General features: G+C 55.1%; 15 protein-coding genes and 1 pseudogene. 6 read left to right on the top strand and 10 right to left on the bottom strand.

Features of this window, described 5'->3' with window-relative positions:
* Positions 1-539 precede the first annotated feature (539 nt).
* The 5 genes and pseudogenes from ET33_RS20055 to fucU form a co-directional block, all read right to left on the bottom strand.
* A pseudogene (locus ET33_RS20055) lies at positions 540-1,933 on the bottom strand (MATE family efflux transporter).
* Positions 1,934-2,064: 131 nt separating this feature from the next.
* On the bottom strand, positions 2,065-3,600 hold the full coding sequence (locus tag ET33_RS20050) for a flotillin family protein (protein ID WP_036685769.1): 1,536 nt from the start codon (positions 3,598-3,600) through the stop codon (positions 2,065-2,067).
* 24 nt (positions 3,601-3,624) lie between these two features.
* Positions 3,625-4,158 carry a hypothetical protein gene (locus ET33_RS20045; RefSeq protein ID WP_025849531.1) on the bottom strand — a complete coding sequence of 178 codons (534 nt, stop codon included), beginning with the start codon at positions 4,156-4,158 and terminating at the stop codon, positions 3,625-3,627.
* A gap of 146 nt (positions 4,159-4,304) precedes the next feature.
* Positions 4,305-5,114, bottom strand: coding sequence for a hypothetical protein (locus ET33_RS20040; RefSeq protein ID WP_036685767.1), 810 nt, complete (start codon positions 5,112-5,114; stop codon positions 4,305-4,307).
* An 84-nt stretch (positions 5,115-5,198) separates the two neighbouring features.
* A complete protein-coding gene (fucU, locus tag ET33_RS20035) occupies positions 5,199-5,630 on the bottom strand; it encodes an L-fucose mutarotase (protein WP_036685764.1) in 432 nt (143 codons plus the stop codon).
* A gap of 248 nt (positions 5,631-5,878) precedes the next feature.
* On the opposite strand from fucU, the gene ET33_RS20030 reads away from it, so the two are divergent.
* A complete protein-coding gene (locus ET33_RS20030; RefSeq protein WP_036685759.1) occupies positions 5,879-6,865 on the top strand; it encodes a YpdA family putative bacillithiol disulfide reductase in 987 nt (328 codons plus the stop codon).
* Positions 6,866-6,931: 66 nt separating this feature from the next.
* On the opposite strand, the gene ET33_RS20025 is transcribed toward ET33_RS20030, so the two are convergent.
* Positions 6,932-7,660, bottom strand: a complete 729-nt coding sequence (locus ET33_RS20025; RefSeq protein WP_036685757.1) for a phosphonate ABC transporter ATP-binding protein — start codon at positions 7,658-7,660, stop codon at positions 6,932-6,934.
* A 149-nt stretch (positions 7,661-7,809) separates the two neighbouring features.
* Here ET33_RS20025 and ET33_RS39300 point away from each other — a divergent pair, with 149 nt between their 5' ends.
* Positions 7,810-7,980, top strand: a complete 171-nt coding sequence (locus ET33_RS39300; protein WP_167336440.1) for a hypothetical protein — start codon at positions 7,810-7,812, stop codon at positions 7,978-7,980.
* Between the two features lie 106 nt (positions 7,981-8,086).
* On the opposite strand, the gene ET33_RS39295 is transcribed toward ET33_RS39300, so the two are convergent.
* Positions 8,087-8,233, bottom strand: coding sequence for a hypothetical protein (locus ET33_RS39295; protein WP_167336439.1), 147 nt, complete (start codon positions 8,231-8,233; stop codon positions 8,087-8,089).
* Between the two features lie 187 nt (positions 8,234-8,420).
* On the opposite strand from ET33_RS39295, the gene ET33_RS37565 reads away from it, so the two are divergent.
* The 3 genes from ET33_RS37565 (at position 8,421) to ET33_RS20015 (ending at position 10,250) form a co-directional block, all read left to right on the top strand.
* Entirely contained in the window at positions 8,421-8,591 is a 171-nt protein-coding gene (locus ET33_RS37565; protein WP_081890397.1) for an aspartyl-phosphate phosphatase Spo0E family protein, read from the top strand.
* A gap of 171 nt (positions 8,592-8,762) precedes the next feature.
* On the top strand, positions 8,763-8,945 hold the full coding sequence (locus ET33_RS20020; protein ID WP_010495355.1) for a hypothetical protein: 183 nt from the start codon (positions 8,763-8,765) through the stop codon (positions 8,943-8,945).
* A 129-nt stretch (positions 8,946-9,074) separates the two neighbouring features.
* The gene (locus ET33_RS20015; RefSeq protein ID WP_036685754.1) at positions 9,075-10,250 is read left to right on the top strand and encodes a M20 family metallopeptidase; all 1,176 of its coding nucleotides are present in this window, start codon (positions 9,075-9,077) and stop codon (positions 10,248-10,250) included.
* 72 nt (positions 10,251-10,322) lie between these two features.
* Here ET33_RS20015 and ET33_RS20010 read toward each other — a convergent pair whose 3' ends face one another.
* The 3 genes from ET33_RS20010 to ET33_RS20000 all read right to left on the bottom strand — a co-directional run bounded on the left by ET33_RS20010 (position 10,323) and on the right by ET33_RS20000 (position 12,696).
* Positions 10,323-11,045, bottom strand: coding sequence for an amino acid ABC transporter ATP-binding protein (locus ET33_RS20010; RefSeq protein ID WP_036685752.1), 723 nt, complete (start codon positions 11,043-11,045; stop codon positions 10,323-10,325).
* Positions 11,038-11,718: an amino acid ABC transporter permease gene (locus ET33_RS20005; protein WP_036685750.1), complete on the bottom strand. Its 681-nt coding sequence runs from the start codon at positions 11,716-11,718 to the stop codon at positions 11,038-11,040. The genes ET33_RS20010 and ET33_RS20005 overlap by 8 nt, the downstream gene beginning before the upstream one ends.
* A gap of 114 nt (positions 11,719-11,832) precedes the next feature.
* Positions 11,833-12,696, bottom strand: a complete 864-nt coding sequence (locus tag ET33_RS20000) for a transporter substrate-binding domain-containing protein (RefSeq protein ID WP_036685746.1) — start codon at positions 12,694-12,696, stop codon at positions 11,833-11,835.
* A gap of 262 nt (positions 12,697-12,958) precedes the next feature.
* Between ET33_RS20000 and ET33_RS19995 the strand changes: the two genes are divergently transcribed.
* On the top strand, positions 12,959-14,134 hold the full coding sequence (locus ET33_RS19995) for an MFS transporter (protein ID WP_407668109.1): 1,176 nt from the start codon (positions 12,959-12,961) through the stop codon (positions 14,132-14,134).
* Positions 14,135-14,151 lie beyond the last annotated feature (17 nt).

Below are 14,151 nucleotides of genomic sequence, written 5' to 3'. Positions count from 1 at the left end.
TATTCCGTCCCGAAAGGCATCTTCTTTTCATCGTGCTTACGATTGCTTCAAGCTCATAAGCAGCGCCCGCAGCCGCTTGATGTCGGCTATTAACTGCTGTCGGTCCGCCTCAAGCTCCGGCTCCGGCTCTGCCATCAACTGCGTTCCCATTCCTTGCGTAAATCCGTTGCTTTTACGATTAGCATTGTGGCCTTCTTCCGTTTCATGACAACAAAAAAACCGCAGCCCGGGGCTTACGGTCATATGCATGCATAAGTGAGGACAAGAAGCGCAGGCGCATACGGAAAAAACCGTCAGGCCCGGCAGCTTGTTAACCGTTCGTCGTTCTATCGAATGGACTCTCGTCGGCACACGTATCCCGTCCGCTTTTCTTCGGGGAAAAACGATTGCATTCCTGCAAGTTGTTCCTTGGATAACGTGTTATCATATCATCGCCGCACAAGTCCTCCGGTTTCATAAGGATAAGTTGAGTTCACTTTACCATAACGCTCCTCTGGAATCCAGGGGAGGAATTCGTTATACGATAACTTTCATCACAACTACTCCGCCTGACCCGGCTCCGGAGTCAGCATCTTGGCGCTGCGCCAGTTTCCCCACACGTAGTAAGCAACGGAAATCACAATGCTGATGCAAAAGCCGATGGGAAAGCTCCACCAGAGCGCCTCCAGCCCGAACGTATTCCCCAAATAGTAGGCCACCGGCACACGGATGCACCAGAGCGCCAGGAAGGCCGTAAGCAGCGGCACCATGACCGCACCGGTCGAACGAACGACGCCGGAGACGACGAACGTGATCCCGAAGAGAACGAACGCCCACAGCGTAATATGGTTGATGTTCATCCCGATGGCAATGGCCGCCTCGTCCTGCAGAAACAATTGCAGCGCTTGCCGGTTGAACACGTAGATCAATCCGACGAGTGAACCCGTCATCACAAAGTTGAACGCAATCCCAAGCAGCGTCGTCTTATGCACCCGGTCCCATTTGCCCGCTCCGACGTTTTGCGCAGCCAGCGTCGACACGGCTCCGCCGATCGCCATCGCCGGCATTTGGACATAGCTCGAGAGCTGCATGGCCGCGCCGAACGCTGCGGTCGCCACGAGCCGAAGCTGTTCACCAGACTGACGATGGCAATGGCGCTGGTCGAGACGACCATCATTTGCAGGCCCATCGGCAGCCCTTTTTTGACAAGCGATACGATAATTTGCCGATCCAGCCGAATATATCGCCGGTCCTCACGGGTCAGACGCAAAAAATAGCGGGTCCGGTACAAGTAGAAGATCAGGCCGACCAGACTCACCAGCTGCGCAATAACCGTGGCTACGGCGGCGCCGGCCGTTTCGAGGCGGGGAATCGGCCCTAATCCGAAAATGAATACGGGATTCAGCACGATATCGATCACGGTCGACAGCAGCAAGAAGTAGAACGGCGTCTTGGAGTCGCCCGCGCCCCGCATGATCATCATCACGAAATTATAGAAGAACATGAACGGCACGCCGACAAAAATAATGCGCAAATACGCGATGGCATAAGGCATCGCATCTTTGGGCGTCTGCATCCATTCCAGAATCGTTGACGAGAAAATAAAACCGATCACGGTGATGATCACCGCCAGAGTAACAAAAAACAGCGCGCTCGTACCGACTACGCGTTTGGCTTGCTCCTCATTTTGCGCGCCGATGCTTTGTCCGATCAAAATCGTGGAAGCCATCCCTATGCCGAATACAAGGCTAAGCAGGAAAAACATAATATTGTTTGCGTTGGAAGTGGCGGCGAAAGCGCTCTCACCAAGGTAATTGCCAACCCAGATCGAGTTGATCGTCCCGTTCAGCGACTGGAGCACGTTGCCCATCAGCACCGGCAGAGCGAATAACAGCAGCTTCTTGGCTATGGGGCCTTCCGTCAAATTGACGCTTGCAGCGTTTGTTTTAGGCATTGTAATCCCTCCGGAGAAAAGAAAAGCGGCCCGGAAGGCCGCCCTTAATGTGCACACGTAGAAACGTGCCGCTTCTCCATTATAATCCAGAACAGGCCGCGCGTAAAATCGGACTGCCCATCTACCCCCGCTTACGCTTCCGGCTTTGCAGTCGAATCGGCGGAAGGGGCCGGGACGAGAGCCGGTTGATTCGCCGCGGAAGTCTGCTGACTCGTGCGATTCGTCAAGCCTTTCACCAGCTTCTCCACGTCCAGTCCACTGACGCTCTTCAGCATTTCCGGCGCCGTCGCCATCAGCTGCGTCACGTAGTTGCTGACCCGCGCCGCGCCTTCGCCGTGACCGGTATCGACGATCGTAAGCTTGTCGATCGATTTGATCGGCTCGGCCACCTTGCCCGCCAGCTCCGGCAGCATCTTGACAATGATGTCGAGAACGGCCGCCTCGCCGAACTTCTCGAACGCCTCCGCGAGTTTCTGCTTCGCTTCCGCTTCGGCCAAGCCGCGCAGCCGGATCACCTCCGCCTCCGCCGTCCCTTTGGCCCGCTCGGCATCCGCGATCGCCAAACCTTCAAGCCGCTTCTGCTCCGCCTGCGCTTTCGCCTCCGCTTCGATGCGGTACTGCATGGCGTCCGCTTGCGTGATCTGCTTCGCCTTCTCCGCTTCCGCCGCCTGAACGACCGCATACCGGTCGGCATCCGCCTTCTTCTTCACCTCGGCGTCATACTGCTTCTCGCGGCGAAGAATCTCCTTCGCTTCGAGGTCGATTTCGCGCTCCTTCCGCACGAGCTCGACACGCATTTGCTCCTCGACAACGCTTTGCTTCGAACGTGCCTCCTGGATGTGGTACGCCTGGTCCGCTTCCGCGCGGGCCATATCCTGATCTTTCTTGAAGGCGGCTACCTTCAGCTCCTTCTCCTTCGAAGCCTCGGCGATGTTCGTGTCCCGCAGCAGCTCGGCCTTCTGCCCTTCCTCCTCGGCGCGCGCCTTCTGAATCCGCGAATCGCGAAGCGCTTCCGCTTCGGCGATTTCTGCATCCCGCTTCACGGCGGCAATTCTCGGCTTCCCGAGCGCCTCCAGATAACCCTGCTTGTCGCGGACGTCCTTGATCGTAAAGGAAACAATTTGCAGGCCCATTTTCTTCAAATCCTTGGCCGCCACACCTTGAACCTCTTGTGCAAAGCGATCCCGGTTACGGTACACCTCCTCCACCGTCATCGAGCCGAGAATGGCCCGCAGGTGGCCTTCCAGCACTTCCTGCGCCTCTCCTTTAAGCGCTTCCGTCGGCTTGCCCATAAACTGCTCCGCCGCGGTAGCGACATCCTCGACGGCCCCGCCGATCTTGATGATCGCCACGCCGTCGGCAAGTACAGGCACCCCTTGCTCCGTATATACTTCGGGAGTAGAGACGTCGAGCTTATGCGACAGCAGCGACAAAAACTCGGCCCGCTGGAACACGGGAAGAATGAATGACCCGCCGCCGCGTACAATTTTGATTTTGCGTCCGCTGTCGTCCGTCAGTACGTTTTTGCTGCCGAGAAACGAACCGGTCACGATCATCGCTTCGTCCGGGCTGACCGTTTTGTACCGCGCCCAGAACGCCAGGCCCAACACTACGATAACGGCAACGACAATCACGGGAACCAACAAGGCATCGCTTATTCCATCCATCTGCACCGCTCCTTCGATAAGTAATTAATGATTGGAGTCCAGACAAGACACCAGCAGTGCGCCGTCCTTCACTTCCACCGTCACAACCTTAAGACCTGCCGCAATCTCCGTCCCGTCGAAGCTTTCCGCAATTTGATTCGTCACGCCGCCGCCGATCCGCATCACGACCTCGCCGCTGCCCCGCGCGGGGATGGGCACGGTCACCTCGCCGATGCGGCCGACCAGATCCTGCATCGAGAAGGCGACGGAATTTTCGGTTCTCTCCATTGGCTTCACGTAAACAAAGTAAATCAGAACGGCAGATGCGGCTGCGGCCAGCAGAGATAGGACAAAGACCGCCCCCGCGACCAAAGACGTATAGCCCGTCAGCAGCACCCCGGCCCCGCCGAGCACCGTAATCGCGCTAAAGAGCACCATCGGCTGCAGCCAGTGAAGCACGTCGCCGGACATGAAATCGAACATCCCGTCCAGCGCGTTGCTGAGCAAATCGCCGAGCAGCACCGTCACCAAGGCGAATAGGACGCCGGTAATCAGCAGCCCCCAATACACTCCAAGCATGTCCTTCCCTCCTGACCGTCTAGGGTTATGTCCTCAAATCGTAATACGCATCATACGCGTAAAAGTTTCGTTTTATTTTCCTCTATTTTCCTTATTATGCAAATAAAAATCAATGCCGCAGGAAATCGACTTTCCCACGGCCATCTTTACTTCGACTTGAGCGCCAGCATCTGATACACTTCCCGGGAGTCCCCCTTAAGACGGACTTGTCCGTTCTGCATCTGCGAGGAGCCGTCGCCGTCCAGAAAAACGCCGTCGACCAGTTGACCCGGGGCGACCGTTTCAAGCACCGCCCGACGGAATTGCTCGACGGTGCACGGCTTGTCCGATACGAGCAGCCATAGGTTCTGCTGCCGGTCGAACACCGCTCCCGAGCGCAGCCTCGGCTCGTCAAAAACCGGCATGTCCTCCTTCTTCGCCTGCTCAATCCAGCGCTCCTCCGCCCCAAGAGACATGCTGACCCCGCCTTGCGCCCAGTAGCGGTTCGGATCGGTCATTTTCAGCTCCCCGGCCTCCAGCGCTACCTGCACGGAGAACGACCGCGTCACTTCGTCCCAGACGAGCGTCCCTTTCGGATAATCGATGTTGTACCAACCGGAGCCGTAATCGTGGGGTTCGCCCTTCAGCGGCTTGCCGTTGACAACAGCAATGCTGAGCAGGTCGCCGTTCCAGAAAAAGCCTCCGTTAATCCCGTAATCGGCCGTCGCAGTCACGTTGGTCACGATGTGCTTCAGCTCGATATTGTCGGGAGCCGTCCGCATCGCATGCAGCTTCACTCCGTTCGCCGCCGCATACGTGGCGTATGTATAATGAACGAGAGCCGGCTTTTCCCGAGGGGTTGTCCAATAGGCGGACAAAATGACGGCAATTAAATTGCCAAGCAAAAATCCCGCAAGCAAAAGCTGGAGCTGACGTTCGTTTCCGCGGGCCAGACGGTTTCTCAGAACGGCTATCATCGGCGCATCCCCATTTCATCGGAAATCATAGTCATAGATTCGTAGTCTTAATCTATGAGATTCCGGGACGGATTATGATTGGCGTTATGGCTTGACGACGCCTTTTTTGAGCACGATGTTCGCATACAACGCCCCTTCGCCCGTCGCAACGACGGCATACGATTGTTTGGCGCGCTCATAGAACGCAAACCGCTCCACAAATGCAGGCTCGGCGGCTTCGGACGCGTGCTTCTTCACAATCGCACGATATTCGTCCCAGATGACCGGCTTCACCGGATCGCCGGGAACGACGGCCATTAAAGCCACCGAATGCTCCGCATAAGCGTCCAATGGAAAAAAGGTCAGGATCGCTTCGAGCAGCTCGGGTACGCCGTGCCCGTCACAGCGCACCAAACGCTGCGCATGGCTCGCTGCCGGAAAATTGGCGTCAGCCAGTACCAGTTCGTCGCCGTGTCCCATTTCCATCATAATTTTGAACAATTCGGGGGAAAGAATCGAAGGAATGCCTTTTAACATGTCCGTACCTCCAAAGGGCTAGTCTCGCGCCGCCGTATCACAGCGTTCAAGCTAATCCTAGGACAGCAGGCCAGTTTTTGTCAACGGTTCCATGGCCACGGAGGTCGATAAAAAATCCGGCGTACAGCCCGAGGGCTCCCGAATAAACTAAGCGTTGGCATCCGTCGGCCCGATAAGGTACTATGGGTAGAGGATTAACAGGATTCTCTCTCTATCCATACATTCAAAAAAGCGGGTGAAGCATTCCAATGGAAGATGTTGTTATTATCGGCGCGGGTCCTTGCGGCCTATCGGCAGCCCTGGAGCTGCAGAAGATCGGCATCGATCCTCTCATTATCGAAAAAGAGTGCGTTGTGCATTCGATATACTTATATCCGACGTATATGCAGTTTTTCAGCACGCCGGAGCTGCTTGAGATCGGCGGTTACCCGTTCTCGACGCCTAACGATAAGCCTTATCGGCTGGAAGCTTTGAATTATTACCGGAATGTGGCGGCCCGCAGCGGTGTGCGCATTCGTCCCTACCATACGGCAACCCAACTGGCGGTACAGCCGGGAGGAACCTTCGAGCTGACGGTGCAGAATCGTTTCGGCGCAGTTACAACGATAGCCGCACGTCATGTCATTGTCGCCACCGGCTATTTCTCGCAGCCGAATATGCTCGGCATCCCGGGAGAGGAATTAAGCAAGGTGACGCACTACTTCCGCGAAGCTCATCCGTATACCGGCACGAAGGTCGCGATCATCGGCGGAAGCAACTCCGCGATCGATGCCGCGATGGAGCTGCTGCGGGCAGGCGCCGAGGTGACTGTCGTTTATCGGGGCGAAACCTACTCGCCGGTCATTAAGCCGTGGGTTAAACCGATCTTCGAAAGCATGGTCAGTAAAGGCCGTATTCGGATGCTGTTTCAATCCCGAGTCGTCCGCATCTCGGAAACGTCCGTCACCGTTTCTCGCGAAGGACGCGAAGAGGAATTCGATAACGACTTCGTCCTGGCGCTGACCGGCTTCCGTCCGGACCGCGGTCTGTTGGCAGGAGCCGGGGCCGTTGTATCAGAGTCGGACGGGATTCCCCAGTACGATCCGGCCACCATGGAAACGACCGTTCCCGGGCTGTTCGTCGCCGGTGTCATCGCTTCGGGCGCGAACGCCAACGAGGTATTTATCGAAACCGGCCGTTTGCACGGTGGATTGATCGCCAAGCGGATCGCCGCTTGCGATCCCGCGGTTAACTAAAGAAAGGTCGACCTGGACATCGATGTCTAGGCCGACCTTCTTTATTGCTGGTATGTAACGATTCATTTAAAAAATAAGTTCCTTCTCCCGCTGCGTCAACCGCCGGCCCGCAATATCGACCACGAGCTTCCCGTCCGACAGTCCCCAGATGCGCGAGCCGAATTTTTCGGCGAGCTCCACCTGGTGCAGACTGCAAAACACGAGAAGCTTATGCTTCTGGCAGATGGACTTGAAATCTTGCATGACGAGGCTCGCTGCCTCCGGGTCCAAGCCGGACACCGGCTCGTCCGCAAATATCACCTTGGCTTCCTTGATCAGCGCCTTGCAGATCGCGACGCGCTGCTTCTCCCCGCCGCTCAGCTTCTCCACCGGCTCGTGCGCTTTGTCGAGCAGTCCTACTTTATCGAGGTAATCCATCGCTTCCATATGGTCATCTTCCGAAACGGTATTCGTCAAAAAGCGCCACCACGATTTTTTGAACAGCAGCGCGCTGAGTACATTTTTCAAAGCCGTCTTTTTCAGATTCAAGCTCGGCTTTTCCTCCAGATAGGCCCACTGCTTGTTCAATTTGAACTTCTCCCAGACTCCGGCGCCCGAAATATCCTTTCCGTCGTAAATATACTGGCCCTCGTTCCATTTTTCCTTGAGCATCAAGCACCGGAAAAAGGTCGTTTTGCCGCTCCCGCTTGCGCCGAGCAGCGCGACCAGCTCCCCTTCGTCCGCCTGAAAGCTGATGCGGTCCAGAACGCGCTGCCCGGATGGGAACGATTTGGTTAGATTGCGTACGATGATCATCCGTCCGATGTCTCCTTTGTTCGAGCCAAAGCAATTGCAGGCTTGTTGTGTCTTTGTATAAATATAACATGTTCCACCACATAAAAACCATAAAGGAGCATATCCTATTAGATGCTTATCCCGTAGATCCCGAAGAGGAGGAACAACGCGTGAAGCACCAATTGGTCAAGCTCGTCTCCGAGCAAGCGAGCATTACCGAAGGACAGGCGGACAAAGCGGTCGAAGCGGTCGTCGGCTATTTCAAAACCCGCCTCCCGGACGAAATGAACGATGAAATCGCCAATCTGGCCATCGGGCACAATAACGACGCCGAAGCTTAACAAATGCGGAAAAACGGTAAAACTGCCCGTCTCCGGGGTTTTACCGTTTTCGCTTTCACTTCTCTGCCACATCCCCGTTCGTGCCGCTTACACGGAAATCGTTGTGTTACTGAGGATTCGTCTCCTTCGGAATTTCGTTCAAATTCGGAGGACGATCCGCCACCTTACCCGCATGCATGACCGCCTCTTCTTCCGTGAATTTGTTCTCCTTGAAATTCGGATTGTTTCTCGTATTCGCCTTGGCGCTGTCCATGTTCGGCTCACCTCCCGTCGACCGTAATATACCGCTTCCCGGAGGGGATTATACAGTCTGTCGGTTTCTATAAAAAAAATTAATAATCGGCTCGACAATCATTTACATATTTTACAACTAGGTTGAATTATAATAGACTGATAGTGGACTTACTATTTTTACATCGTTAGGATGGGGTCTGAAACCGATGGAAGAAGCGGAACTGAGACGGCATTTGGAGCGAATGCAGATGCAGCTTTACTTACTCGTGGAAGAAAAAGGAAGTTTCGTTGATCCCCGGGTAGTAGAGCTCAGCCAAAAAATAGATCGTCTGATCTTGTCCATCCAACGTCTTCGGATGCAGGAACGGATAAAATAACCGAGGCCGGACGGGCCTCTTTTTTGTGTCCTGCACTTGCAATATGTTACATGGTATGTTATATTGAAACCAAGGAAAATTAAGGATTTTTCCGAAAAATAAACTCAAGTCCCCTGCCAAATACAGCTTATTGATGCACTCTCAAACCCTAATGAGAAGGAGCGATGCACCATGAGTTATGAAGCACGCGAGCCGCAGGAGCAAAAAATTTCCGTCGAGCTGACCTTGAACGAGGCTTTGGCATTGACCGGCGTTCGATTCCGGCAAAATCATAAACTGGAAGTCGATGCGGTTCAAAAAATTAAAAAGCAGCTTGAAGAGCAAATCATCGACAAGCGCCGCAGCCTGCAATAACCGAACAGAATTTTGAAACGACACCCAGACCCCGTTTCTGCAAGCCCTTGCAGCGGGGTCTTTCTTTGTTTGCTCCGCTTTTTTCGTTATAATAAGGTCATGCTACTGAGAAGTAAAGGAGAACTGAAGATGAAACAACAAATTGCCTCCACCATCGACCTGCACACCTCGTCGTTCACGGAGATTTCCCAGTTTATCGGCGAGAACCCCGAGCTGGGCCACGAGGAATGGAAGGCGTCGGCGCGCCTGATCGAAGCGTTGAAAGAGCACGGTTTCACCGTACAAGCCCCTTACGCCGGGCTGCCGACGGCGTTTCTCGGGACGTACACCGCAAGCAAGCCGGGACCGACCGTCGCCTTCCTGTGCGAGTACGACGCGCTGCCAGAGCTGGGACATGCTTGCGGACATCATCTGATCTGCGTTATGGGCCTTGCAGCGGCTGTCGGACTGAAAGCCGTCATCGACCAGCTCGGCGGCACGATTCGGGTATACGGCACCCCGGCAGAGGAAACGAAGGGCGGGAAGGTCGATATGGCGGCCGCCGGCCTGTTCGACGACGTCGACTTCGCCTTGATGGCTCACCCGTACTATGCGTACGAGAAATCGGGGAGTTCGCTGGCTATGGATGCGCTGCAGTTCGAGTTTTTCGGCAAGGCGGCACATGCCGCGGCAAGCCCGTATGAAGGCGTCAACGCGCTGGACGCGGTGCTGCTTCTGTTCCAATCGATCAGCGCACTGAGGCAGCAGCTTCGCAGCCATGCGCGGATTCACGGCATCATCACTGAGGGCGGCAAAGCCCCGAACATTATTCCGGATTACGCGGCTGCGCAGTTTTATGTCCGATCGGCGAACCGTCCCTACACGGACGAAACCGTGCAAAAGGTAATCCGCTGCGCGGAAGGCGCCGCGCTGCAAACCGGTTGTACAATGAAATGGTCTAATTACGAGTACTCCTATGACGAACTGATAACTAATGCTCATTTGTCGGACACGTTTACCTGCAATCTCGCCGGTCTGGGCATCCGGGAAGACGAGATCGAATACGGCAAGGACCACGGCTCGCTCGATCTTGGGAACGTGTCGCGGCATTGCCCGTCGATCCACCCGTACGTCAAGGTCGTCGACGAAAAGCATTTGCTGCACACGAAGGAATTCCGCGATCTGGCCATGCAGCCCCGGGCCTTCGAAGGCATGCTGCTCGGCGCCAAAGCGCTGGCGTACACCGCTTACGATGTATTGGCCGACCCTGCCCTGCTGCTGTCGATCCGCGACGAATTCGAACGCAGCGTGAACGCTGCGGAATAAACGAAACGCCAAAAAGCCGCGACCCGGATTCGAACCGGATGTTCGCGGCTTTACTTTTTTATAAGGATGCGGTTAGAGCACCTTGGCCAAAAACTCTTTCGTCCGCGGATGCTGCGGATTCGAGAAGATGTCGACCGGATTGCCCTGCTCTACGATCTTTCCCCCGTCCATGAAGATGAGGCGCTTGCCGACTTCCCGGGCAAAGCCCATCTCATGCGTGACGACGACCATCGTCATGCCTTCCGCTGCCAGTTCCTTCATGACGTCGAGTACCTCGCCGACCATCTCCGGGTCCAGCGCCGAGGTCGGCTCGTCAAACAGCATGACGGCCGGCGACATCGCGAGCGCCCTAGCAATCGCGATCCGCTGCTTCTGTCCGCCGGACAACTGCGACGGGTAGCTGGACGCCTTGTCTGCCAGCCCGATGCGCCGCAGAAGCTGCTGCGCAATCTTGTCCGCTTCCGGCTTGCTGACGTTTTTCAGCTTCTGGGGCGCCAGCGTGATGTTCTCCTGTACGGTCATATGCGGGAACAGGTTGAACTGCTGGAACACCATGCCCATCCGCTGCCGCAGCTGATTGATATCGTGCTTGCCGCGCAGCAGCGACACGCCGTCGAATTCGATGTCTCCTCCCGTCGGCATCTCCAGAAGGTTCAGGCAGCGCAGAAACGTGCTTTTGCCTGAGCCGCTCGGTCCGATGACGACGACGACCTCGCCTTTCGCGATCTCGATATCGATTCCGGTCAATACATGGTTAGATCCGAACGACTTCTGTAAACCGGTTACTTTAATCAGAGGACTTCATCCTCCTTTCCGCAACGCCGAGCAGCTTGGTCAGCGTGAACGTCATGATGAAGTAAATGATCGCCGCCAGAATGAGCGGCTCAAACGGCTGGAACGTATTGCCCCGCACCGTGTCGGCTTTGTACATCAGCTCGCCGATTCCGATGACGGAGACGATGGACGTTTCCTTGATCACCACGATAAATTCGTTGCCGAGCGCCGGGAGAATGTTGCGCAGCGCCTGCGGCAAAATGATAAAGCGCATCGCCATCGCGTGCGGCATTCCGAGGGAGCGGGCTGCTTCCATTTGTCCCTTGTCGATCGACTGGATGCCCGCGCGGAACGTCTCCGCCACATATGCGGCGCTGTTGATGGACAACGCGATAATCGCAGCCATCATATCGGGAAACGATGAACCGATTCCCGGCACCTCGGGAAATTGAATGCCCAGTTTCGGCAGCCCGAAATAAAAAATGTACAGCTGCACAAGCATCGGCGTCCCGCGGATGAACTCGATATAGGCAACCGCGAACGCTTTAAGCGGCCAAAAGCGGGACATGCGCATCAAGGCAATGACCATGCCGAGCAGCACCCCGAAAATGACGGTGAAGATGGACAAAATGAGTGTCATCTTCGCTCCGTCGATAAAAAACATGTAGTATTTGGATAAAAATGAAAAATCCATGCGTCCCCCCCCTTTCTGTTAAAGAAGCGTTATAACCGAACAAAAACCCGCCGGAGAATTCCGCTCAGGTTTTTGTCGGAGTGCTGCAAGGAACGGACGGTCCCGCCTTCTTGCTTATTGCGTATCGACTTGATCGTTCGCTTCAGCTACCATTTTATCGATGGACTTGGCGCTCATCAAGCGGTCCAACGTTTTATTCATCGCTTCCACGAGATCAGAGCCGCCTTTTTTCACGGCAATAGCCGATCCGCTGTCTTCCGTACTCAGCTTAATGTCCGCAAGCACCAAATCTTTGTTTTTGCTCAAGTAAGCTTCGGCTACCGGCTGCTCGACGACGAGAGCTTCGACTTTTTTGTTTTTCAGCTCCAGCATCAGATCGGAAATTTTGCCGAGCGCCTTCAGCTCGGAGGCTGGCATTTGCTCTTTAATGATTTTTTCTTGCGTCGCACCCTTCTGACCGGCGACTTTTTTGCCTTTCAGATCGTCGATGGACTTGTATTTATCTTTGTCCTCCGCGCGGACAGCCACGCGTTGGATAGCCGTGTAGTAGATTTTGGAGAAATCCACGTTCTTCTTGCGTTCTTCCGTCGGCGTCATGCCGGCGAGAATGAAGTCGATGTTGCCGGAATCCAGAGCGGCAAGCAGACCTTCGTATTTCATATCTTTGATTTCCAGGGTAACGCCGAGGTCCTTAGCAATCTCTTTGGCGATCTCGATATCGAAGCCGATGATTTCATCCTTCTTGTTGATTTCCTTGTGGAACTCGTACGGCGGATAGTCGGCGCTCGTGCCTAATACGATTTTGCCCGCTTTTTTGATTTGTTCAAGCTTGGAGTCCTTGGACGCCGGTGTCGTTGCGGCCGCATCTCCCCCGGTTGCCGGCTTGTCGGCGGTCGTAGCTGCAGGCTTCGTGCCGCATGCGGATACGATCAGCGTAAAGCAGAGGAGCATGAAGATAATGGCTTTGTTTTTAGTCACTGGTCAAATCTCCTTTCTCTTTAACCTGTACATTATATAATAGACCTCTCGCTTTTACAATCACGTATCCGGTCCGGCAATGAATAAACATGGAATAGAACTAGGAAATATGGCACAAAATAACATTCGTATGTCGACCGGACCGCCGGAGGCTTCCTTTTCATCCCAAAGACCTAATCCTCTCTCCCGGAAAGGTGGTTCGACAGGCTTGGAAGCTAAAAAAACTTGGGATCTGGCTGCGGTTTCCTCCATTCCGCTTATCATGACCTTAGGCAATTCCATGCTTATTCCCATATTACCTGCTTTAGAACGCACGCTGCACGTGACCTCCCTTCAAATCAGCCTGCTGATCACAGTATATTCCGTCGTCGCCATCGTACTGATTCCGATTGCCGGCTATTTGTCGGACCGCTTCGGACGCAAAAAAATCATCATTCCCAGCCTCTTGGTCGCCGGAGCGGGTGGATTGCTCTGCGCGCTTGCGCCTTGGCTCAGTCAGAATGCGGCCTACCCCCTCATCCTGGCAGGCCGGTTCATCCAAGGAATCGGCGCTGCGGGAGCCGCTCCGATCGTCATGCCGCTCGTAGGTGACATGTTCCAAAAAGAAAGCGACGTCAGCAGCGGGCTTGGGATGATCGAAACCTCAAATACGTTCGGCAAAGTGCTCAGTCCAATTATAGGCTCGCTGCTTGCACTATGGACTTGGACCGCCGTCTTTTACGCGATTCCGGCGCTGTGTCTCGTTTCTGTTTTGCTGGTCGCATGTCTGGTCCGGACACCGAAATCCGAGAGCAAGCAAGACACGAGCTTCCGCAGCTTTGCCGCCATGCTGAGAACGATCGCCCGCAACGAGGGACGGTGGCTGGCCGCCATATTTGTCGTCGGGGTCATTGCGATGTTCGTCTTGTTCGGCATCCTGTTCTACTTGTCAGAAACGTTGGAAGAGCGATTCGGAATTCAGGGACTGGTCAAAGGCTGCCTGCTCGCTGTGCCTTTATCCGCTTTATGTCTGGCGTCCTTTCTGGCCGGCAAAGCGATCGGGGAAAACAAACCGCGGATGAAATGGCTAACGGTGGCCGGGCTCGTTCTTCTAGGAGCGGCGCTTGTCTGTATGGCGTTGTCCAGCATAACCCGACTCTGGCTGTTGTTTGTCTGGGTCGGCCTTGGCGGCATCGGAATCGGCATCGCTCTCCCGTGTCTGGACGCTTTGATTACGGAAGGAATCAAGAAGGAGCAGCGAGGGACGGTGAGCGCGGTGTACAGCAGCATGCGCTTTATCGGAGTGGCCGCCGGGCCCCCATTCATCTCCGTCGGAATCAAATGGCCGTCGGCCGTACTGTTCGGGCTGCTTGCAGGCACCGTACTCGTCGGGGGGTTCGTTGCGCTGTTCGCGATTAAGCCCGCGCAAGTGGAGGCGGCAACGGCAAAAAGCCGTTGAGTCTCTTACTCAACGGC

It is taken from the genome of Paenibacillus tyrphae (assembly GCF_000722545.1).
Taxonomy (GTDB): domain Bacteria; phylum Bacillota; class Bacilli; order Paenibacillales; family NBRC-103111; genus Paenibacillus_G; species Paenibacillus_G tyrfis.
Note: the sequence above shows the minus strand (reverse complement) of the source record. Positions and strands in the feature narration are given on the sequence as shown.

Bases quoted from the DNA above. Each gene is read 5' to 3' on its own strand.
- ET33_RS19995 (WP_407668109.1), top strand. From the start codon at position 12,959: ATGACCTTAGGCAATTCCATGCTTATTCCCATATTACCTGCTTTAGAA.
- ET33_RS20050 (WP_036685769.1), bottom strand. From the start codon at position 3,600: ATGGATGGAATAAGCGATGCCTTGTTGGTTCCCGTGATTGTCGTTGCC.
- ET33_RS20030 (WP_036685759.1), top strand. From the start codon at position 5,879: ATGGAAGATGTTGTTATTATCGGCGCGGGTCCTTGCGGCCTATCGGCA.
- fucU (WP_036685764.1), bottom strand. From the start codon at position 5,630: ATGTTAAAAGGCATTCCTTCGATTCTTTCCCCCGAATTGTTCAAAATT.
- ET33_RS37565 (WP_081890397.1), top strand. From the start codon at position 8,421: ATGGAAGAAGCGGAACTGAGACGGCATTTGGAGCGAATGCAGATGCAG.
- ET33_RS20005 (WP_036685750.1), bottom strand. From the start codon at position 11,718: ATGGATTTTTCATTTTTATCCAAATACTACATGTTTTTTATCGACGGA.
- ET33_RS20020 (WP_010495355.1), top strand. From the start codon at position 8,763: ATGAGTTATGAAGCACGCGAGCCGCAGGAGCAAAAAATTTCCGTCGAG.
- ET33_RS20040 (WP_036685767.1), bottom strand. From the start codon at position 5,114: ATGATAGCCGTTCTGAGAAACCGTCTGGCCCGCGGAAACGAACGTCAG.
- ET33_RS20045 (WP_025849531.1), bottom strand. From the start codon at position 4,158: ATGCTTGGAGTGTATTGGGGGCTGCTGATTACCGGCGTCCTATTCGCC.
- ET33_RS20025 (WP_036685757.1), bottom strand. From the start codon at position 7,660: ATGATCATCGTACGCAATCTAACCAAATCGTTCCCATCCGGGCAGCGC.
- ET33_RS20015 (WP_036685754.1), top strand. From the start codon at position 9,075: ATGAAACAACAAATTGCCTCCACCATCGACCTGCACACCTCGTCGTTC.
- ET33_RS39295 (WP_167336439.1), bottom strand. From the start codon at position 8,233: ATGGACAGCGCCAAGGCGAATACGAGAAACAATCCGAATTTCAAGGAG.